At 36.7% G+C, this 21,414-nt stretch carries 18 protein-coding genes, 9 tRNA genes and 2 rRNA genes; 2 read left to right on the top strand and 27 right to left on the bottom strand.

Annotated features, from left to right (window positions below; genetic code table 11):
- Positions 1–20: 20 nt before the first annotated feature.
- From HP569_RS11545 to HP569_RS11510, 8 genes are all read right to left on the bottom strand, one after another.
- A complete protein-coding gene (locus tag HP569_RS11545) occupies positions 21–1,304 on the bottom strand; it encodes a histidine--tRNA ligase (protein WP_281366461.1) in 1,284 nt (427 codons plus the stop codon).
- Between the two features lie 349 nt (positions 1,305–1,653).
- Positions 1,654–2,634: a tRNA dihydrouridine synthase gene (locus tag HP569_RS11540; RefSeq protein ID WP_182201326.1), complete on the bottom strand. Its 981-nt coding sequence runs from the start codon at positions 2,632–2,634 to the stop codon at positions 1,654–1,656.
- 183 nt (positions 2,635–2,817) lie between these two features.
- Positions 2,818–3,831 (bottom strand): C45 family autoproteolytic acyltransferase/hydrolase, encoded by a 1,014-nt coding sequence (locus tag HP569_RS11535; RefSeq protein WP_182201325.1) that lies wholly within the window; start codon positions 3,829–3,831, stop codon positions 2,818–2,820.
- A gap of 93 nt (positions 3,832–3,924) precedes the next feature.
- Positions 3,925–4,350, bottom strand: a complete 426-nt coding sequence (locus HP569_RS11530) for an N-acetyltransferase (RefSeq protein ID WP_182201324.1) — start codon at positions 4,348–4,350, stop codon at positions 3,925–3,927.
- 106 nt (positions 4,351–4,456) lie between these two features.
- Complete coding sequence (gene phnE, locus HP569_RS11525) at positions 4,457–5,269, bottom strand: phosphonate ABC transporter, permease protein PhnE (protein ID WP_182201323.1); 813 nt, start codon at positions 5,267–5,269, stop codon at positions 4,457–4,459.
- 12 nt (positions 5,270–5,281) lie between these two features.
- Entirely contained in the window at positions 5,282–6,097 is an 816-nt protein-coding gene (gene phnE, locus HP569_RS11520) for a phosphonate ABC transporter, permease protein PhnE (protein ID WP_182201322.1), read from the bottom strand.
- The gene (gene phnC, locus HP569_RS11515; protein WP_182201321.1) at positions 6,087–6,872 is read right to left on the bottom strand and encodes a phosphonate ABC transporter ATP-binding protein; all 786 of its coding nucleotides are present in this window, start codon (positions 6,870–6,872) and stop codon (positions 6,087–6,089) included. Before phnC ends, phnE (HP569_RS11520) begins: the two co-directional genes overlap by 11 nt.
- Positions 6,873–6,984: 112 nt before the next feature.
- Positions 6,985–7,995, bottom strand: coding sequence for a phosphate/phosphite/phosphonate ABC transporter substrate-binding protein (locus HP569_RS11510; protein WP_182201377.1), 1,011 nt, complete (start codon positions 7,993–7,995; stop codon positions 6,985–6,987).
- A 224-nt stretch (positions 7,996–8,219) separates the two neighbouring features.
- Between HP569_RS11510 and HP569_RS11505 the strand changes: the two genes are divergently transcribed.
- Positions 8,220–9,794, top strand: coding sequence for a bifunctional metallophosphatase/5'-nucleotidase (locus HP569_RS11505; RefSeq protein ID WP_182201320.1), 1,575 nt, complete (start codon positions 8,220–8,222; stop codon positions 9,792–9,794).
- A gap of 178 nt (positions 9,795–9,972) precedes the next feature.
- On the opposite strand, the gene HP569_RS11500 is transcribed toward HP569_RS11505, so the two are convergent.
- The 3 genes from HP569_RS11500 to glmS all read right to left on the bottom strand — a co-directional run bounded on the left by HP569_RS11500 (position 9,973) and on the right by glmS (position 13,238).
- Positions 9,973–10,461 (bottom strand): DinB family protein, encoded by a 489-nt coding sequence (locus tag HP569_RS11500; RefSeq protein WP_182201319.1) that lies wholly within the window; start codon positions 10,459–10,461, stop codon positions 9,973–9,975.
- A gap of 66 nt (positions 10,462–10,527) precedes the next feature.
- Positions 10,528–11,106: a hypothetical protein gene (locus HP569_RS11495; RefSeq protein WP_182201318.1), complete on the bottom strand. Its 579-nt coding sequence runs from the start codon at positions 11,104–11,106 to the stop codon at positions 10,528–10,530.
- A gap of 329 nt (positions 11,107–11,435) precedes the next feature.
- On the bottom strand, positions 11,436–13,238 hold the full coding sequence (glmS, locus tag HP569_RS11490; protein ID WP_182201317.1) for a glutamine--fructose-6-phosphate transaminase (isomerizing): 1,803 nt from the start codon (positions 13,236–13,238) through the stop codon (positions 11,436–11,438).
- A 595-nt stretch (positions 13,239–13,833) separates the two neighbouring features.
- Here glmS and HP569_RS11485 point away from each other — a divergent pair.
- Positions 13,834–14,700 carry an SDR family oxidoreductase gene (locus HP569_RS11485; protein WP_182201316.1) on the top strand — a complete coding sequence of 289 codons (867 nt, stop codon included), beginning with the start codon at positions 13,834–13,836 and terminating at the stop codon, positions 14,698–14,700.
- Positions 14,701–14,775: 75 nt separating this feature from the next.
- On the opposite strand, the gene glmM is transcribed toward HP569_RS11485, so the two are convergent.
- The 16 genes from glmM to HP569_RS11405 all read right to left on the bottom strand — a co-directional run.
- Entirely contained in the window at positions 14,776–16,125 is a 1,350-nt protein-coding gene (glmM, locus tag HP569_RS11480) for a phosphoglucosamine mutase (protein WP_182201315.1), read from the bottom strand.
- Between the two features lie 92 nt (positions 16,126–16,217).
- Positions 16,218–17,453 carry a CdaR family protein gene (locus HP569_RS11475; protein WP_182201314.1) on the bottom strand — a complete coding sequence of 412 codons (1,236 nt, stop codon included), beginning with the start codon at positions 17,451–17,453 and terminating at the stop codon, positions 16,218–16,220.
- The gene (cdaA, locus tag HP569_RS11470; protein ID WP_182201313.1) at positions 17,446–18,270 is read right to left on the bottom strand and encodes a diadenylate cyclase CdaA; all 825 of its coding nucleotides are present in this window, start codon (positions 18,268–18,270) and stop codon (positions 17,446–17,448) included. The genes HP569_RS11475 and cdaA overlap by 8 nt, the downstream gene beginning before the upstream one ends.
- 211 nt (positions 18,271–18,481) lie before the next feature.
- The gene (locus HP569_RS11465) at positions 18,482–19,093 is read right to left on the bottom strand and encodes a zf-HC2 domain-containing protein (RefSeq protein WP_182201312.1); all 612 of its coding nucleotides are present in this window, start codon (positions 19,091–19,093) and stop codon (positions 18,482–18,484) included.
- A 15-nt stretch (positions 19,094–19,108) separates the two neighbouring features.
- Positions 19,109–19,672 (bottom strand): RNA polymerase sigma factor SigW, encoded by a 564-nt coding sequence (gene sigW, locus HP569_RS11460; RefSeq protein ID WP_182201311.1) that lies wholly within the window; start codon positions 19,670–19,672, stop codon positions 19,109–19,111.
- A 557-nt stretch (positions 19,673–20,229) separates the two neighbouring features.
- Positions 20,230–20,305: transfer RNA gene (locus HP569_RS11455), tRNA-Ala, on the bottom strand.
- Between the two features lie 35 nt (positions 20,306–20,340).
- Positions 20,341–20,416, bottom strand: a tRNA-Lys gene (locus HP569_RS11450).
- 6 nt (positions 20,417–20,422) lie between these two features.
- Positions 20,423–20,497 (bottom strand) — tRNA-Gln (locus HP569_RS11445).
- A 45-nt stretch (positions 20,498–20,542) separates the two neighbouring features.
- Positions 20,543–20,628: transfer RNA gene (locus tag HP569_RS11440), tRNA-Tyr, on the bottom strand.
- A 19-nt stretch (positions 20,629–20,647) separates the two neighbouring features.
- Positions 20,648–20,723, bottom strand: a tRNA-Thr gene (locus HP569_RS11435).
- Between the two features lie 3 nt (positions 20,724–20,726).
- Positions 20,727–20,802, bottom strand: a tRNA-Val gene (locus HP569_RS11430).
- 3 nt (positions 20,803–20,805) lie between these two features.
- Positions 20,806–20,880, bottom strand: a tRNA-Glu gene (locus tag HP569_RS11425).
- Between the two features lie 19 nt (positions 20,881–20,899).
- Positions 20,900–20,971, bottom strand: a tRNA-Thr gene (locus HP569_RS11420).
- A gap of 3 nt (positions 20,972–20,974) precedes the next feature.
- Positions 20,975–21,049 (bottom strand) — tRNA-Asn (locus HP569_RS11415).
- Positions 21,050–21,110: 61 nt separating this feature from the next.
- A 5S ribosomal RNA gene (rrf, locus tag HP569_RS11410) occupies positions 21,111–21,226 on the bottom strand.
- Positions 21,227–21,291: 65 nt separating this feature from the next.
- Positions 21,292–21,414, bottom strand: a 23S ribosomal RNA gene (locus HP569_RS11405); the annotation flags it as partial.

Genomic DNA, 21,414 nt, shown 5'->3' with positions numbered 1-21,414 from the left:
TCTCTCCTTTTTATTTAAGATCACGTAAATAAGTATGGCTCGACCTTTTCATCTCCAGAATTCATGTCTTTAATCTTAACCTGGTTGTTTTTGATTTCATCTTCTCCAATAATGATTACGTTACGAATATTTGCTTTATTTGCTTTTTCAAGTGCTTTTCCTAATTTTTTATTACCCATCTCATATTCAACTTTATAACCTTTTCGTCTTAAATCATTCGCCACCAGTAATGACTCCTTCTGCGTACCTAATGGAATGATATAATAATCTACATTCGAGCTTTCTTTTAATTGTTTATCAGATATAAACATAGCCGCATAAATAACATCTAAACCAAATGATATTCCTACAGTTGAAAAGCGTTCATTTGTACCGATTAGTCCACCAATTGCGTTATCATATCTACCGCCACTGCCAATGCTTGATTGAATCGTTTTGTTAGATAAGAATATTTCATAAATCGTACCTGTATAAATCTCTAACCCTCTTGCTAAAAACGGATTAAATACACATTGCTTATCAATACTTAGACATGCAAGATACGATTGTAATTCTATCAATTCACTTAAACCTTCTTTGACCTCTTCGTTCTGTTCAGCAAATGTTTCAAAATAACGTAGGTTTACATTTCCTTCATCTGTTAGAAACTGCTTGACTAACGTAATCGTTTCAGTTGATAATCCTTGTTCATCGAGTTCAGAAATCACAGCTTTTAATCCCACTTTATCTAGTTTATCTAAGATCAAGATGATTTGATTGATTTTTTCAGAAGTAGCACCGAACACCTCTAGCATTCCCTTTAATAATTTTCGATTGTTGTACTGAATCGTTACCTCTAAATCTAGCTTCTTAAATACATCCAATGTCATAACCATTAATTCAGCTTCGGCTATTTGCGAATCTACACCAACAATATCCACATCACATTGGGTGAACTCTCTAAATCTCCCTGCCTTTATCGGCCCATCTCTAAACACTTTACCTATTTCATATCTTTTAAAAGGCATCTTTAATGTCGGATTCATTGCGATTACTTTCGCAAACGGTATCGTGAGGTCATATCTCAAGGCCAAATCACGTTCACCTCTGTCTGTTAGAGTATACATCTCCTCTAGTATTTCCGCACCTCCACCATACTTAGAAGCAAGTAATTCAGTGTAATTTAAGATAGGCGTTTCTAAAGGTTTACACCCATATTGAATAAAAACGTCCTCCAATGTTCTTCTAATATCCCTTCTTACAACCTCAGCATTAGGCAGATAATCTTGTGTACCCTTCACATTTTGATAATTCATTTTTTTCACGGCTTTTTCCTCCTCGATTTTTTATGAAAATAAAAACCGCACTTGATTTAAGTGAGTCCTTAATTAAATACGGTTTAATGAGAAATAGCCTTCCTATTTGCGATTTTTATTAATCGAATAGCAAAGCTACTTTTTATGATGATGTAATTGTGGTAATACATTCGTTGTCTTCTTACATGAACACATATGCACTCACCTCTAAATTTTATTAAATATATCATATTGCCCAACCGCTTTCAATCTTTTACTGAAAGAAGTCATAAAAATACCCCCTTTCAGATTGAATACATCTAAAAGGGGGATTGCATGTGGTTATCTATTTAAAAAAATCATGACTTTATATTACTACTTACAATTCACTTACATCACCATACTCAGATTCAAAGCGATCAAGCAATGCACGTACTTGATCTGTTGACTCGGTGTGCATTAATTCATTTCTTAAATGACTTGACCCTCTAAATCCTCGGACATATATCTTAAAAAAGCGACGTAAAGGTTTGAACGGACGAGATTCTTCAGCAGTATAATTATCAAAAAGATCCAAGTGTAACCTTAATAAATCAAGCAATTCCTTACTACTATGCTCTTTTTTCTCTTTTTCAAAGGCAAAAGGATTAGTAAAAATACCACGTCCAATCATCACGCCATCCACACCGTATTTGTTAGCTAATTCTAAACCAGTTTGACGATCAGGAATATCGCCATTGATTGTTAAAAGAGTATCTGGTGCGATCTCATCACGTAGCTTCTTAATCTCTGGAATCAACTCCCAATGGGCATCTACTTTACTCATTTCCTTTTTTGTACGCAAATGGATAGAAAGATTAACAATGTCTTGCTCCAATATGTGTGTGAGCCAGTCACGCCATTCATCTACTTCTGTATAACCGAGCCTCGTCTTTACACTAACAGGTAGTCCTCCTGCTTTGGCTGCTTGTATTAGCTCTGCTGCAACTTCGGGACGGCGGATAAGGCCACAACCTTTACCGTTACCTGCCACGTTTTGCGCAGGACAACCCATGTTAATATCAACACCGCGGAACCCCTCTTTCGCCATACCAATACTCATTTGTCGAAAATATTCCGGCTTATCACCCCATATGTGTGCCACTAGCGGTTGCTCATCTTCGGTATAAGTTAAGCGTCCGCGAACACTTTGATGTCCATCGGGGTGACAATAGCTTTCCGTGTTTGTAAACTCAGTGAAGAACACATCTGGTCTACCCGCTTCACTTACTACATGACGAAAAACAACATCTGTTACATCTTCCATTGGTGCTAATATAAAAAACGGTCGTGGTAAATCACGCCAAAAATTATCTTTCATAACTAAATTTCAATCCTTTCATTATCGACACATTAGGACAAAATCCTATTATTATACAAAAATAAAAAGCAAAGATATCTTTGCCTCTTGTATACTTATACCATGCTTGAGCACCTTTTTTCAATCTATTTTATTTGGTAACTTATAAGTGAATTTTATTCGAAATTAAATACATATTAAATCTTAGGCGTCATTTAAATAGCCGTTTAATTCTTTTTGTTCAATATTTTTACCTTTTATCCACTCAGTGAAATCAAATTTCAATACTTCTCCATGAGGAATGGCAGTTAAAACTTTTCGCTCATCGAATAGGTAAGCAAAGGTATGGAGCGTTCCAAAGAATGCTTTATATGCTTCGTTATATAAAGGTGTGTCAGAGTCTCTAAAAGTATTAAAGAATGCTAAAGCACTTCTATTTTCTAACTCACTATTAGATAAAAAGTCCAATCGTTTCTTACTCCCAGCCAAATGCTCTCGATTTAAGCGACTCATTTCTTCCTTTTGAAAATGATTTGTACAAAATAGCATATTTTCATCTCTTCGCACCTTAATCTCAAATGGAGACTCTTCTACAACAGCTGTGTTACCCTCAGCATCTCCAATAGAAAAATTATAACTCCAAGAATGAGGCAGTTGTTTAATTTTATCTATAGCTTCTTCTGTATTTTTACATGTATCAAGTATTATTCTTATGACACTCGCCGCAGTAAATCCGTTTTGCGGTTCTTTACTATTAACAAAATGCAAAGCTATAGCTAGCCCTTTCTCGTTAACCCCTTCCAAACGACCTGTTACATGCAAACTGTGCCCAACGCTTGCGTAACCTTCTTTCGGCTGTACAAAAACAAGGCGAGCATCATATAACTCAGGTGAGAAATCATAATTCCTAACCAACATTTTATTATTCACAACAGAGGAACAGCCCATGCCTTTAATTTCAGGCGCACCATAGCCACTAAATAAAGCTGCTCTCTTAAATGGAATAGCCAACGCATCAGCTAATCCATACATCTCATCCAGTAAATGAGGGGCATGAATAGAATATAGTTTTTTTAATTCAGTTAGGTCTATTTCATCTTCATCTACTATTCTTGAAAACATGTCAATCAAGGAGGTATTTATTTGTTTCCCTTGTTCGTAACCAATATCATAAGCAGTGCCTCGATATTGTTCTATTGCTATTTTTAAAGGTTTCATAGTTATCCTCACTTTCATCATGTTTTATTCCGCAACTTGCGCGATAAAGTTATAACCCTCATTCACTAGCCTTAATAGTAATGAAACGTCCGTTTATTTCTTCCATTCCATTAAGTATTCTTGCTCATTGGTTTGCTCATCTGTTAATTCTATTTTTATAATAAATCCATTATTCTTGTAAAAACGAAGTGCAGATGTATTTTCTTTATATACTTTCAATTCAATCACATTTTTTCGTTCTTTGATAAAGTCTAACAGCGCTTTTCCAGCACCATGATTTTGGTGTTCTATATCAATGAAAAGAGCCGCTAAGTAATTGTCTACCATTGAGATAAATCCTACAATTTTTGATTCATTTGTTATGACATGTGTTTCTGACATTGGTATGTACTTTTCTTTCATATCTTTCATTTGCGCTTTCCAATAAGACTCATTTATAAAATGGTGTGCTTGTAATGATCCTTTATACCAAATATCAACCAAGGTATCTATATCTGTATCTTTATATATTCTTATCATAAAATTCCTCTTCCTTCCAAGAACATGCATTCTTATAATAACACAAAAAACGTTCACTATAGTAGCAAACGTTTTAGCTTTCAATTTTATATTTTCAAGGTATCTTTTAACCATTCACTAATTTAGAACGCAACTTATTAGAAATAAACTCAATAATAAGAATTAAAGCGACTAATCCAATCAAGATGGAACCAACTTGTGGCCAGCGGTAGCCTTGCATTGCAAAAATCAACGGCGCACCGATACCACCCGCACCTACTAAACCTAAAATAGATGCTTCACGCATATTCATATCGAATCGATAAATCATTACCGATAAAAATAACGACATCAGTTGTGGTAAGATGCCAAATCGAATCTTCTCAAATGTAGTACAACCCATCGAAGTCATTGATTCTAACACTTTAGTGTCCAAGTCTTCAATGGCATCAACATAAAGCTTCGCTAACATACCTATAGATGTAATACCAATTGTTAATACCCCAGCAAACGCACCAGGACCAGTCACACGGATTAACATTAACCCATAAACCAATGACGGAATAGTTCTAACAAAAATCAAAAATAATCGTGTTAATGCACTGACTGGTTTAGGTACAATATTTGATGCGGATAAAAAAGCTAATGGAACAGCTAAAATTGCACCAATAATTGTTCCAAGAAACGCAATCGCTAGTGTTTCAAGTAATAAGTACATTACACCTTGGTTTGTTACACTAAATAAGAATTCTAAATCAGGATTCAACAAACCCGAAAATATGTTTTGAGCGATCACCATTCCACGTTGATCAAGCGCTAAACTAAGCTCAGATACAGACCAAAACATTAACACGGAAAGGATGATGGCTATTGTCCATGCATATCCTCGATGCTTTGGCTCTACTTGAAGTTGTTTCTCTACTGCAGTTAATGTTGACATAAGCACATCTCCTTACACGAGTTTCCTTCTGAAATATTCACTAGTTGACTCAATTAGGTAAACTGTCACCACAAGCATAATAATAATCATGCCCAAGCTTGAGTAATCACGCCAACCAATTGTTTCATTAATCAATCGGCCAATCCCGCCAGCACCTACATAACCTAAAATCGCAGCATAGCGTACATTACCTTCAAAGCTATAAAGTGACGTTGATAAATAATTAGGAAGTATTTGAGGGAAAACAGCCGTGCGAAATGCTGATATTTTACTCATTCCCATTGCTTCCATCGCTTCAAAGCTTCCCATATCAACATTTTCTATTGCTTCATACATTAATTTTCCAACATAAGAGGTAGTAAATAAGAAAATGGCAACTGTCCCAGCTGTTTGAGGCAGTTGAAAAATATACGTTGCAATCAACGCTGTTACTAACGTTGGCATCGTTCGAACTATACTTAAAAATGTTTTCACAATCGAAACAATGACTCGCTGTTTCATAATGTTTACAGAAGCAAGTATGGCAAGTGGTAAAGCAACCACCGCTCCGAGGACTGAACCAAACAATGACATTTTCAACGTTGACATTAGTTCGGGCCAAATACCAGATATATAGCCCAAGTTAGGTTGTAACATTTGAAAAACAATGGTAAAGAATTCATTAATGCGCTGAACCAACTGAACCATATCAAAGTTTGTAACGATTGCAGAATAATACATCGCTATCGCAAGACCGATTAGAACCAATGGTGTCTTGGAACGTTTCTGATAGACAACAGAACCATTAGATAAAACAATCTTTTTGGACGGAAAAAGTCTATCCCACATAGTCCTTACTCTCCTCTCTGGCAGAGTTTAGTTCCTCCACATTACCTTCATAAATCATCTTTAATGTCTCGTCATCAACCGCTGAAGCAGCACCATCATAGACGATTTTTCCAGCACGAATACCGATAATTCGATCTGCATACTCCAAAGCCACTTCAACATGATGAATATTCATTAGAATGGTAATATTCATTTCTTTGTTTATGCGAGTAAAATCATTCATCACTCGTTTTGAAGTTACTGGATCAAGAGATGCAATTGGCTCATCTGCTAATATAACATCTGGATCTTGCGCTAACGTACGTGCAAGTGCAACCCGTTGTTGTTGCCCACCTGATAGTTGATCGACACGCATGTATGCTTTATCTAAAATCCCAACTTGATCGAGTGCTTCAAGTGCTTGTATTTTTTGTGCTTTTGTATAAATACCTGTGAACGTGCGCCAAATTGGGTTATCTGGTGCAAAAGCTACTAATACATTTTTTAAAACTGTTGTTCGGTTTACTAAGTTAAAAGATTGAAAGATCATGCCGACTTTACGTCTAAACTTTCTAATGGCTTTTCCTCTTAAGTCACCAACATTTATCTCATCCACAAGCAGTTCCCCGCCTGTTATATCGTGCATACGATTAATACAACGAATTAAAGTAGATTTACCGGCCCCAGATAAACCAATTACTGCGACAAATTCACCTTTATCAATTTGAAGATTAATATCTTGTAACGCCTGTGTTCCATTCGGATAGACTTTTTCAACATTATTAAACTCTATCATTCGATACCCTCATTTCACCTCAAAGTGTTCTTATCTTGATGAAGCAGTAAAAGCGAGACACACAATTAGATGAGTGCCTCACTTATAATACTCTCATAAAATTTGAAATTAATTATTTCAAATTACGCAAGAAGTCTTGTGCATCACGTTCTCCATCGTATTTGGCTGATTCAGCTTTTTGATAGCCTTCATGACTATAAATGCTAATCACTTCTTTTCCTTCTTCTGTTTTCGCGATATTAATGAATGCTTCTTGTAAAGCTTTCTTTAATTCATCATTCATAGTTTTAGAGTTTTTACTTACAGAGACTGTGTCGTTATAAATTGGTTGTGTGACACCGATAACGTTTGTCTCATCCCAAATAGATGCTTCACGAGCGAAGTCGCCAGTCCAGTTTTCTACGTTATCTCTTCTAGCATCGGCATATATGGTAACAATATCTACTTGTTCTGCAGCCAATTTAGCAAACGTATCACCGTAACCATTTGATTGAACAGACTGATCTAAGTCAGTAATACTCTTTCCAAACTTTTCTTGTAACCATAGAGTTGGGTAAATGTAACCTGATGATGAAGATGTTGATTGTACTGACCAACGAGCACTATTCACATCTTCCCATGTTAATTCTTCGCCATTGTTTACTTTTTCAGCTAGTTCCTGTCCTTTTTCAGACGGCCCAGCAACCATTAACCCGCGATAATACGTTGCTTGTTCATCTTCCAAACCTTCTGTAGGCTTGTTTTCATTCCAGTCAACTGGATTTTCAGAGTCATTCGATAGTGCAGCACGTGTCGCTGTTAAAATAACTTCAGCACCATCATCGTATAATACATATGTACCACCAGGAATTAATCCAACATCCGTTGTACCTGAAGATAACGCTTCTCCAACCGCTTCATAAGTAGTACCTACATTAATCTCTACATTGTTAACTTCTACACCTTGATTAGCTAATTCTTCTTTCAGCAAATTTTTTAAAGGCTCTGTTGCTGTTACAATTTCATCTGGGTCACGTGACGGAACAAATGATACCTTTAAAATATCTATCGCTTCGCTACCCTTGTCAGCTGCATCTTCCGCATCCTGCTCACTATCACTACACCCCCCGATTAAGATTGACATTAAAACTAAACCTAACAAAACTAATAATCTCTGTTTCAATTTCTTTTCCCCCTAACAAGATATTTGATCGAAAGTAACTTTCAGGTGCAGTATAGCATGGATTCATCGCTTTACATTGTTAATTTATTGCTAAAAATTCTTAACATTGTAAACCCTTGCCTACCAGGAAAAATAGTGCTTATACTAAAAGGACATAGGTGAACTAGAAGGGATGGCAATACTTTATGGCAAACATACAATCATTAATAATTCTTGCAACAAGTGACATCCACGGTCATATCTATCCAACAAATTATCGTGGTAATTCCAATCAACCACTCGGATTAGCAAAATTAGCTACAATCATTGAACAAGAGAAACAGAAATCAGCGAACACACTTTTGATCGATAACGGTGATATTATTCAAGGTTCTCCATTAATGTATTCCTATCATCATTCCACACTATCTACCAATCCGATTATTGAGGCGATGAATCAGCTTAGTTTTGATGTTGGTGTGCTCGGAAACCATGAGTTCAACTTTGGTAGATCCGCAATTGATAAAGCAGTTGGCGCCTCAGATTTCCCATGGCTCTCAGCTAATGTTTTAGATCAGGCCAGTAACCAGCCAATTTACGGTAAGCCTTACGTAATCAAAGAAACCGATAGCGGAATAAAAGTTGCAATCCTAGGGGTAACAACGCATTACATACCCAATTGGGAAAAGCCAGATCATATTAAAGGCGTACATTTTTCTGATGCCTTTGAGACAACGGACTATTGGGTAACATTTATTCGCGAGCATGAGGCAGTTGACGTTTTAATCGTCAGTTATCATGGTGGTTTTGAGCGTGACTTAACAACAGGGGAACCAACTGAAAAGTTAACCGGAGAGAACCAAGGCTACCGAATCTTAACTGAAATTGACGGGATTGATGTACTGTTAACTGGTCACCAGCACCGGAAGATCGCACAGATACACACCGAAAAAGCTGTTATCCAGCCTGGTGTGAACGGCGAGTCTTTAGGAAAAGTAACGCTAGATTTATCCAAAACAAACGATACTTGGACGATTAATCACAAGCATGCTGAATTAATTCCGGTCACAGATGAAACACCTGTATCTAATACTATCTCACTAATTGCTTGCGAAGCTCATCAACAAACCGATCTATGGCTAGACAAACCGGTTGGCTATGTGGATGGAGATCTGTCCGTCACCAATCCATTTCAGCTTCGATTAGCAACACATCCATTGATTACTTTTATTAACACTATTCAAGAGGACGTCGCACAAGTAGATATATCATTAACCAGTCTCTTTCACGACCAAGCTCCTGGGTTTTCAGGAGAAGTTACCATGCGTGAGATTGTCAGCAACTACATTTTCCCTAATACATTGACGGTTCTTGAACTAATAGGTAAAGATATTAGACAAGCACTTGAATTATCAGCTAGTTATTTTAAATTAGATGAGGAAGATCATTTAACGATTAATCCAGACTTCTTATATCCAAAACCAGCGCCATACAATTATGATATGTGGTCTGGAATTGACTATCAGCTATCCATTAGTCAACCGATCGGCAAACGAGTTACAGCTCTTTACTATCAAGGTCAGCCCATTAAAGAGGATGATACATTTCACGTGGTGATGAATAATTACCGTGCCAGTGGTGGTGGAAACTTTGATATGTTTAAAGATAAGCCGGTGATCAAAGAGATCCAAACCGATATGACGGAGCTGTTGGTCGAGTACTTTACAGAACATCCGGTTGTTGTTCCTCAGTATAAAACAAACTTTACTGTGACTCGCTAGATGCTTGTATCTACGCAAAGTGGAATCAAAGGTTTGGTAGTGCATCATATAGATATGTTGTTTTAACACTATCATTTAATTAAGCTTTTAATTACTAACTTGTTAGGCTTATATAAACGGCGAGCTTGTATCGCTACAAACAATGAAAGCCCGCTCTAGGAGTGGGCTTTTAATATTCTTAAACATAAAGATCAAACATAGTAACATCATAGCCAAGCTGTTTTAAATAGTTGAAAAATTGAGCCCGGTGATGAAATAGGTGAGAAACTTCCTCAACGAGCCAATGTGCTTGAATTTCACCTTCTTCAAGGTAAAATGGCTTTGTCTTTTTAATCAATAAATCCTCTTCAGATAAAGAAATTATATAAGACTTATACGCTTCAAACCCATTATGCATTGCTTTAATCATTTCTGCTGCTGATTCTAGTACATCATATTTTTCTTCTAATTTTTTAATTGTTTCTCCATCTTCCCCCTGAAAAATATGAAGATCTACCTCTGGAATGGATACGATATGTTTAGCAAGTTCTTTTAGACTCCTCATATTATCTGCCGGCTGATACTCCCAATCCTTCACTTGTACTTTTTTTAGTAAGCCTTCCATCGATCGAATACCTAATTCTAGTTCACCTAATAATTGATTTCTCAAAATATCTACCGCATTCATTGCTCTCACCCTTCCATTTATGATTGATTTCATACTATCATAGATATCATGACAAATTCTGTTACTTTAATCTAGGTTTTGGCACTCTATTTTTTTAAATAAACTAAAAAGTATACTAATAAATAATGAAAAGCTTATAATCAAAACGAAAGTAAATATATTAAAATACAAATTATTTAAGTGTATGTCCTTCCACCATTCCCACCAACTATTCATTGAATAATTTAGTTTTCTTTCTATACTATTTACAAAGTTAAGCTGTAAATATGATGAAATTAATATAACGATTAATGTAAAAAACAAGCTTAAGTATTTAATTAACATACTTTTATGTTTCCATCTGATGTAACCTTGATTAGCAATTAATATACTAAAGGATAAAAACAGAATCATAGATAATCCAATGTAAGGAATATGCGGATTCCCATTCCCGGAAGCTTCAGTAGGCGGAATAGTCAAAATGCTAAAGATTATAATGAAATTTAACATATTATAGAAAAATAAAATTAGAAGAGTTACTTTATCCTTTTTAGAAAGCTGGTCCTCTCCCCACAATTGATAAGTCTTTATAGTTATAACTAGACCAATAATTAAAAAGCCATACAACGCTACAAAGATAATCGAATCAGGTAGTAATCCAAACATCTGCCCCCTCCTTTATAATTTCATACTAATGTACTAATGTATACTATTAATTATAAACCAAAATAACCTATTATTAATCGAAAGTATATAAAAACTAACAATTTTTTCAATTCGTGCTAACTAATAAAAACACATTTATGTGATAACATAAATGTGTTTTTTCCTTTTCCATCCCTGATCTCTTCTAGTTTTCTACCCTTCTGTAACAATTTCATTAAAAATATATGAAGTTATTTAAAAACACTCCCCCCTTTTATAAAAGGGAGAAGTGTTTAAAAAATGCTATATTTAATTGGTGAATGATTTAAAAAACTGAATACCTACTTCCCTTACTCCACTGTCACACTTTTTGCTAGATTACGCGGTTTATCCACATCGCAATCTCGGTGTAATGCTGCATAGTAAGCTAAGAGTTGCATTGGTATAACACTTACTAACGGTGTCAGTAATTCATGTACCTGAGGCAATACAAAGGCATCATTATCTTGATGTAAACCTTCCATACTGAAGATACATGTTTTCGCTCCTCGTGCTGCCACTTCTTGCACATTACCACGAATCGAATAATTCACATTTTCTTGAGTAGCAATAGCAATCACTGGAGTACCTTCTTCAATCAAAGCAATCGTCCCATGCTTTAGCTCTCCACCTGCAAATCCTTCTGCTTGAATATAAGAGATTTCCTTTAATTTGAGTGACGCTTCTTGCGCGACAAAGTAATCAACGCCACGGCCAATAAAGAAAGCATTGCGTGTTTCGGTAAATAAATCTATTGCAATTTGTTGAAAGGTATCTTTTTGATCGGTTAGCGACTCCATTACACTTGAAACAATGGCTAGCTCTTGTAATGGGTCAAAATCTAACGTCATTCCTTTTGCTTTGGCGGTACCAACTGCTAATATCGTTAGTACTGCAATTTGTGCAGTATATGCTTTTGTGGAAGCAACTGCAATTTCTGGCCCTGCATATAAATGCAAGGTATAATCCGCTTCACGAGAAAGGGTTGATCCTGGAACATTGGTTATGGTGAGCGCTGAATGCCCTAATTCCTTAATGCGTACTAATACTGCACGGCTATCTGCTGTTTCACCGCTTTGTGATATAAAAATAAACAATGGTTTGGCAGATAGCAATGGCATATTATAAGAAAATTCACTAGCAATATGCACTTCTACCGGTATATTAGCTAATCTTTCTATCATTTGTTTGCCAATTAAACCTGCATGATAACTTGTGCCGGCTGCAACAATATAAATGCGATCTGCTTCTAACATCGCCTTTTCTACAGAAGCATCTAATTTAATGTTACCTTGTTGATTTTGATACGCTTTAATGATTTTACGCATGACAAATGGCTGCTCGTCGATTTCTTTTAACATAAAGTGCGCGTAAGTTCCTTTTTCAATATCAGCAGCATCTATTTCTGCGATATATGGCTCTCGCTCAACTGCTATGCCGTCTAGTTTTTGAATTTCCACGTAATTACGATTAACTAGTACGACTTCCTTATCATGGATTTCTAAATAACGATTGGTTTCTTTTAGTGTTGCCATCGCATCACTAGCAATTACATTAAATCCTTCACCTAATCCGATTAATAATGGACTTTTATTCTTTGCTACATAAATTGTATCTTGATCTTCTGCATCGATAAGCGCAATAGCATAAGAACCCTTTAACAAAGCTACCGTTTGACGAAATGCTTCTGCTACATCCTGATACTGATTATAGAGCACTTCCATCAACTGTATAATCACTTCTGTATCTGTTTCGCTTATTAAATTTACATCTGATAAATAGTCATCCCGAAGCTCATAATAGTTTTCAATTACACCGTTGTGAACAAGGGTGAATCGACCAGAAGAGCTCTGGTGTGGGTGTGCGTTTTCCTCACTTGGTTCGCCATGCGTCGCCCAGCGAGTATGACCAATTCCAATAGAAGATGCAACCGTCGTATCTACTTTTTCCCGTAAAGTAGCGATACGACCTTTCGCTTTAAACAAATGCAAACCATAATTATTAAGTGTTGCGATCCCAGCAGAATCATAACCTCGATATTCTAACTTCTCTAGTCCATTTAATAAAATTTCTTTCGTATCATTTTGTCCAATATAACCAACAATTCCACACATTTCGTTTTCCTCCTAAAATATGAAAGAGGCAAACAAACGAAACCTGTTATACATCGGGGCGTTTATTTGCCCCTTTCTCATGATGTTATTATCATCATCTACCATTATCCTTGTACAACGAGTCGCCTCATTGTTTTCGAATAATAGCCTATCGGTTGGAGATGTGTGCAACCGGGAGGTACCCGCCGACTTAATTCGAATGAACCTCCACCTCGTCAACTATTTTTCACCGCTCGAAAAATAGTTCAGGCGCTTGTATTACTTTTCGTTTAACGATCCACCTTTCTATGCTTGAATGAACATTCTTTTGAAAAAGAACAATTTCTATTTTAACCGAGAAAGTTTTTGCTAGCAATCTTTTTTTTACATGTCATTCGTATCTTTTCAATCATTTCTCGGCATTATAATATATGACATCTACTCACTGATCGTGAGTGTAATCATTGCTATTCAACTGTTTCAATCACGAAACAATATAACGGAAATTTTTAAATCCTATAACAATTTCTAGAAAACAGTTTTATTTTCAGAAAAACAGGATAGAACAGTACTAATAATTCAAATAAGAAACAAAAAATTCATAAGGAGGATTATTATGAAACCAACTGAAATGCAAAAAGGAGCAACACCGAAGCAAAAACAAAATAGACAGCCTGGTATTGAATCTGAAATGAACCCTTTACCTCATCAGCCTTTGGATTACAAAGGATCAGATAAATTAAAAGGAAAAGTAGCATTAATTACAGGTGGAGACAGCGGCATTGGCCGTGCTGTTGCTATTCTATACGCTAAGGAAGGTGCAAATGTAGCTATTTCCTATTTAGATGAGAATAGTGACGCCGTCGAAACAAAAAAACTTGTTGAAGAATATGGCGGTGAATGCATTCTATTACCAGGAGATATTAAAGACCCAGATCATTGTGTCTCTTTAGTAGAAAAGACAGTTAATTATTTTGGGAAATTGAATATTCTTGTTAATAATGCTGCCATTCAATACGTGAAGGAGGACATATTGGATATTCCCAATGAACAATTTGAAGAAGTGTTTCAAACAAATTTCTTCTCACAATTTTACTTAACAAAAGCTGCGGTTAAACATATGCAGGCTGGTGATTCTATTATCAACACTTCTTCCATTAATGCTTATAAAGGTAATGGCATTTTAATTGATTATACTGCAACAAAAGGTGCAGTAACTGCCTTCACACGTAGCATTGCACAAAACCTTGCTCAAAAAGGCATACGCGCTAATTCTGTTGCTCCAGGCCCTGTATGGACCCCTCTTATTCCATCTAGCTTTGACGAGGAAGCCGTTGAATCATTCGGTCAGGAAGGGCTAATGGGAAGACCAGGACAGCCATCAGAGCATGCATGGCCATATGTGATGTTAGCATCAGATGAATCATCATATATGACAGGACAAGCCATTCATATCAATGGTGGCGCTTGGACATCTTCATAAGTAGGGAAAAGTAAGAATAAACAGATAATAAAAAGGATAGCTAGTCTACTTAAAGACTAAACTATCCTTTTTCAGCTATTCCTTCATGCCTAATAATGCTTCAATTGTTTGTACGACTTCATCCGCTACCTCGTTACATCTCTCAATGGAAGGTGCTTCTACCATAACACGAACTAATGGCTCTGTTCCTGATGGACGAACTAAAACGCGACCATCGTCACCCATTTGTTCTTCTGCTTTGGCAATAACTTCTTGAATTCGCGGGTGTACAAGCGCTTGTTGTTTATCAATTACTTTAACGTTCTTCAATACTTGCGGGAACTTCTCCATCTCACCAGCAAGTTCTGACAGCTTCTTACCTGTCTCTTTCATGACATTCACTAATTGAAGCGCTGTTAGCATGCCATCACCTGTCGTAATATAATCAAGGAAAATAATATGCCCAGACTGTTCACCCCCAAGGTTATAACCGCCTTTGCGCATTTCTTCCATCACATAACGATCGCCTACAGCTGTCTTATCACTTTTCATACCTTCTGCTTCGATCGCCTTATAGAAGCCAATGTTACTCATTACGGTAGATACAACCGTTGAGTGGTTCAGTAATCCTTTACTGTTTAAGTATTTAGCACAAATATACATAATTTGATCGCCATCTACAATGTTACCTAGTTCATCAACTGCAATAATACGATCTCCATCACCATCAAAGGCTAAACCAACATCTGCTTCTTTGTCTAAAACAAATGCTTGTAGCGTTTCTGGATGTGTGGAACCGACACCATCATTAATATTCAATCCATCAGGTGATGAACCGATTGTCGATAAGTCCGCTTCTAAATCAGCAAATAAATGTGTTGCTAAAGTAGATGTTGATCCATGTGCACAATCTAAGGCAATATGTAAACCATCAAAATCATTATCTACAGATTGCTTTAAGTATTGAATATACTTTTGTCCGCCTTCAAAATAATCGTTAATTTGACCAATATCTGCCCCAACTGGTCGAGGTAACTCATCAACATCTCCATCAATTAATGCTTCAATTTCCAGTTCTTGAGAATCAGTTAATTTGAATCCATCAGGACCAAAAAACTTGATACCATTATCCTCAACCGGATTATGTGATGCAGAAATCATGACACCAGCTTCTGCACTCATCGCCTTTGTTAAGTACGCAACTCCTGGTGTCGAAATAACACCTAGTCGCATCACCTCTGCTCCAATTGATAAAAGTCCTGCTGTTAATGCATTTTCTAACATACTTCCTGACACTCTTGTATCTCTTCCAATAAGCACTTTTGCTTTAGCTGTCTCTTTTGTTAGTACATATCCTCCAAATCGGCCTAATTTAAATGCAAGTTCTGGAGTTAGTCCTTGGTTTGCAACTCCTCGAACTCCATCTGTACCGAAATATTTACCCATAATGTACCTCTCCTTTGTTCCTAATTAAACACGTTATGTAAGCTACTGTGTTAATAGTGTGGTCTTTCACTGTTAGTTTCATACTATAATAGTTATTCAATACGTATCATCACTGTTTTACTAGATATGTCAATCTTTAAACCATTTGGAGCATTGATCTTAATTGGAAGTTCATGTTCTCCCGGATTTAACCCAGATGCGTCAACAAATAAAGAAAAGTCAGAAGGCTCTAGCTTTTCCAATTCAGATTCATAACCAGTTACTTTAAAATCCACAGCTTCATCTGTATTTTTTACAAATGAAGCATCATATGGATTATCTACATCTTGTATATCAATCGAAACATCCTCAAACGTTCTTTCGATTTCTCGATCTACTTTAATATCTACTGTTATGGTGTTGGGATTAACTAATTTAGCAAACCCAGGTTGCTTTAGCTTCACTTCTATTGAAGTATCTTCTTTAATTTTACTCAAATCAATTGCTTCTGTTTCAATCTGGTCAAGACCTTCTAAGTCATCTTCTGGTGCAAAAACTTGTACCTCTTCCTGACTAGGTGTAATCGATGAGATCTTAATGCCGTCCGGAGCCTTTCCTTCCGTTTTCACACTTATTGGAACACTTTTATTTGGATTGTCAACATTGATCGTTACATCAACCGTTTCAGGCTCTACTCTAGCACTTAACTCATTACCTTCACTATCATACACTCGAATTTTCACATCATTGATTGTTACTGACTCTTGAATCCCTTCCACATCGACAAAAACTTTTACTACTGAGATACGATCAATTACACTTTTGGAACTCGTTATTTGAACAGTTGAAGGTTCTACAACTGCCTCTAGAAGTTCATATCCCGGAGCTAATAACTCCTCATTTGTATAATCTACTTTTACCTCAAACTCAGCTGTATCTTTTTCTTCAATAGTTACTTCAATAGATTCAGGATCGACCGTGACATTTAATCGATCTGAAATACCTTCATACTCCACCGGAACTGTATATGTCCCAGGCTCTAGATCCTCCAAATCAACAAAAACATCAAAGTTTCGTTGTGTTGCAGTAGACTGAACGACGCTCACCGTTCCTTCTAATGTAACATTAGCAGTGTCTGGCACACCACTCACTGCATATTTATCATCTAACTTTACATCAATCGGCATATTATTCACTACTTGTGTTTCTTGCGAGCTACTAAATAAATCTAAACGTAGCGCATCTCCATTAGTATCTTGGTTATCAAAACGAATGACTGTAAAGATAAGCACAGCCAAAATTAAGGAAAGCACACGAATAACCCAAGGTTTATTCAACCAATCATTCATTGTTTTTTCCCCTCCAAGTCCATGATTTTGTCGTAGGGGACTTCATAAAGTAAACTTCTAAATCCTTACGTAGCATATCCATTAACTTTTCTTGATCTAAATCTCGATGTAACTCTCCATTTTTTGTATAAGAGATTTGTCCCGTTTCCTCTGATACAATAATTGTTAGTGCGTCACTTACTTCACTGACACCCATCGCTGCTCTGTGACGTGTTCCTAGTTCCTTAGAAATAAACGGGCTCTCTGATAACGGAAGATAACATGCTGCAGCAACAATCTTATCTTGTTTAAGAATTACAGCACCGTCATGCAGCGGCGTGTTAGGAACAAAAATATTTGTCAATAATTGATGTGTTAATTGACCATCAATAGGAATTCCTGTTTGAATAAAGTCTCCCATGTTCGTATCTCTTTCGATTGTAATTAGAGCACCTATTCGACGCTTACCCATGTAGTTACATGATTTAGTAATTGCATCTATTACGTGATTTAAAATCTCTTCTTCAGAATTCTTATTGCGGGTAAAGAAACTGCCACGCCCTATCTGTTCTAAGGCACGTCTTAACTCAGGCTGGAACAAAATGATAATCGCCACTGGTCCCCAAACAATAACTTGTTCTATTATTACTTGTACGGTTTGCAAATTCAGAAAATAACTTATAAGGTAAAAACCCAATACAACAAAAATACCCTTTAGTAACTGAATCGCTTTCGTACCACGGATAAGCATAATTAATTTATATAGAACATACCAGATAAGGGCGATATCCACTACAATACGCAAAACCTTAAAAATATCTACTCCCCCATCAAGCATGGTTACACTTCCTTCTTCTCATTGATTATCGTCCCATCTGTTAAATAATGACTTAGTACATTATAGCATAAATAAAACAATGTTGATAAACATTACTTTAACAACACATGTTTCATTATAACAAAAATAGTTACATTTAAAGAATAGGACGAACAATTTTTTAAAAAAAGAACAGAGAAATGAAGTGATTTCTCTGTTCAACTATAATTAGTTAGTTTGCCCAATCAATGATACTTTTTGAGAATTTTTTCATATGATACCACATCCACTCGAACACTTGATTTACTTGTTCTATTTCACCACTAATGTTACCTGCAGAAGCCATTAAATGCTCGCCATTAATTAGAGTGACATTGCCATTTACACTACCGTCAATCTGCAAGTCAACATTTTTCACAACTAGATCCCCTTCAATCGTAACTCCTTCAGGTACAATCACTTTTCCATCTTTAATGACAACATCTTGATCATTCGAAACAGATAATTGTCCTGGTTGATCCCAAATTGAAAAAATACTTCCAAACATTAGAATGAAAAATATTGCGGCTGCAGTTAATGCGGGGTGTGCTTTAAACCATCGCATATACCCCCATCTTCGTTTTTCCTGTGGTAAATTAGCCATGACATTTTGGGTGAAATCCGACGATGGTTGCATCACACTGGTACTTCTAATTAATGTATCCGTACGAGTTAATTCGTGAAAATATTTTTGACAATCTTCGCATTGTTGAAGATGTAATCTTAAATGCTTTTCTTCCTGCAAAGTTAACTCTTCATCTAAATATTTGTGCATTAAATATATCATATCTTTTCTACAATTCATTGTATTCACATCCCTTTATACATCACGAAGTTTTTTCCGAAGAGCTTCTCTTCCCCTATAAACTCTAGTCTTAACTGTAGCAATTGGTATGTCTAAGATCTCACTAATTTCAGCCAAAGACAGTTCATCAACAAAACGCAAAGCAACCACAGTACGATATTTAGTAGGTAAACTCATGATTTGTTGTTGGATATAAGATTGCAGCTCTAAACTCTCCAGTTCCTCTTCGGGTAATGGCTGTTCTTCTGCTAGTTGAGAATACATTGTTAAACCATCCGTACCTTTTACTTCTGCATCTAAATAAAAGTCAGGTTTCTTTTTACGAATACGATCAATCGTAACATTCGTTGCAATTCGAAATAACCATGTGGAAAATTTTCGCTTATCATCGTATGACTGTATATTTACATATGCGCGAATAAAAGCTTCTTGCGCTAGATCCTCCGCTTCATGTGTGTTCCCAATTAAACGGAAGCAGATTTGATATACCTTGTCTTGATAACAAGCTACGATATCTTCAAAAGCTGATTGATCGCCTTTTTTTACTTGTTTTATTTTTTGTTTAATCTTTAAGTCCATATTATCAACAACCTCCGCTTACGTTGCGGTTTATTTATTTACGTTTATAACTTTTAAAAGGTTTCATTTTTATTATAAAGATTTAAATTTATGTAGCAATAGGTTTTATGACAAATTTTTCATTTAATGTGTATACAAGCTTTTGGTTGTTTTTTTTGGGGGGGTGATGTGTTGTCGCTCGATAGCTTATACATACACTTTTTTAGTGCATTTACTTCTATTTGTACTAATAATTACTTTTATATAAAGATATCTATAATTTTATTTGTTACCGAATGGTCTAAGTTACCGTATTTTAGATTTTCTATCTCCACAGGCTCTTAAAGCTGTTCTAAGAGCTCGTTAGTGTCTATAATTTTCTAAAACGGTAACTTAAAACCTTTTTAAGAACCTGTTTGCAACTATAATCGTCGCAAATGGTAACTTAGCTGTCTTAAATGAACAGGAAACATGTATTATATTTCATTTTAATTTTCACCAACTAAATCTAACAAAAGAGTCCAAAAAAAAGAACTGAACATTATCTATAACGTCCAATCCCCTTAACACATTATGTATGGTGGAGCCTAGCGGGATCGAACCGCTGACCTCCTGCGTGCAAAGCAGGCGCTCTCCCAGCTGAGCTAAGGCCCCGCATTGTGTTTGTTTTAATTGTATTAGTATGAAAATGGTGAGCCATGGAGGATTCGAACCTCCGACCCTCTGATTAAAAGTCAGATGCTCTACCAACTGAGCTAATGGCTCACAAAATGGCTGGGCTAGCTGGATTCGAACCAGCGCATGACGGTACCAAAAACCGTTGCCTTACCGCTTGGCTATAGCCCAATAAAATAACAGTGTTTTATCACTGTTAATACATTAATATAAAAATGGTGGAGGGAGTAGGACTCGAACCTACGAACCCGATGGGAGCGGATTTACAGTCCGCCGCGTTTGGCCAACTTCGCTATCCCTCCATATTAGTAAAGGTAAAACTGGTGCCGGCCAGAGGACTTGAACCCCCAACCTACTGATTACAAGTCAGTTGCTCTACCAATTGAGCTAGGCCGGCATATGGTGGAGGATGCAGGGCTCGAACCTGCGACCCCCTGCTTGTAAGGCAGGTGCTCTCCCAGCTGAGCTAATCCTCCAAATGGTGACCCGTACGGGATTCGAACCCGTGTTACCGCCGTGAAAGGGCGGTGTCTTAACCGCTTGACCAACGGGCCAGTTAAAATTTCATCACAGAGCTTCCAGCCGGACTTGAACCGGCGACCCCTTCCTTACCATGGAAGTGCTCTACCGCTGAGCTATGGAAGCATATGGCTCCACAGGTAGGATTCGAACCTACGACCGATCGGTTAACAGCCGATTGCTCTACCACTGAGCTACTGTGGAACAATAAATAGTTTGTTGAACTTGTTGCTTCACAAAGCTTATTAAAGACTTTAAAAGACTTGCCTAGCGACGGCCTACTCTCACAGGGGCAAGGCCCCAACTACCATCGGCGCTGAAGAGCTTAACTACTGTGTTCGGCATGGGAACAGGTGTGACCTCTTCGCTATTGTCACTAGACATTTGTTTTTGAAGGATGTACCTTCAAAACTAGATAAGACAGACAAGTATTCATATTTTTAAATATAGTTAAGTCCTCGATCGATTAGTATTCGTCAGCTGCACGTGTCACCACGCTTCCACCTCGAACCTATCTACCTCATCGTCTCTGAGGGATCTTACTCTAAAAGATGGGAAGTCTCATCTTG

Source organism: Paraliobacillus salinarum (assembly GCF_014083865.1).
Taxonomy (GTDB): Bacteria; Bacillota; Bacilli; order Bacillales; family Amphibacillaceae; genus Paraliobacillus; species Paraliobacillus salinarum.
The sequence above is the reverse complement of the archived record's forward strand: the minus strand, read 5'-3'. Positions and strand labels throughout refer to the sequence as shown.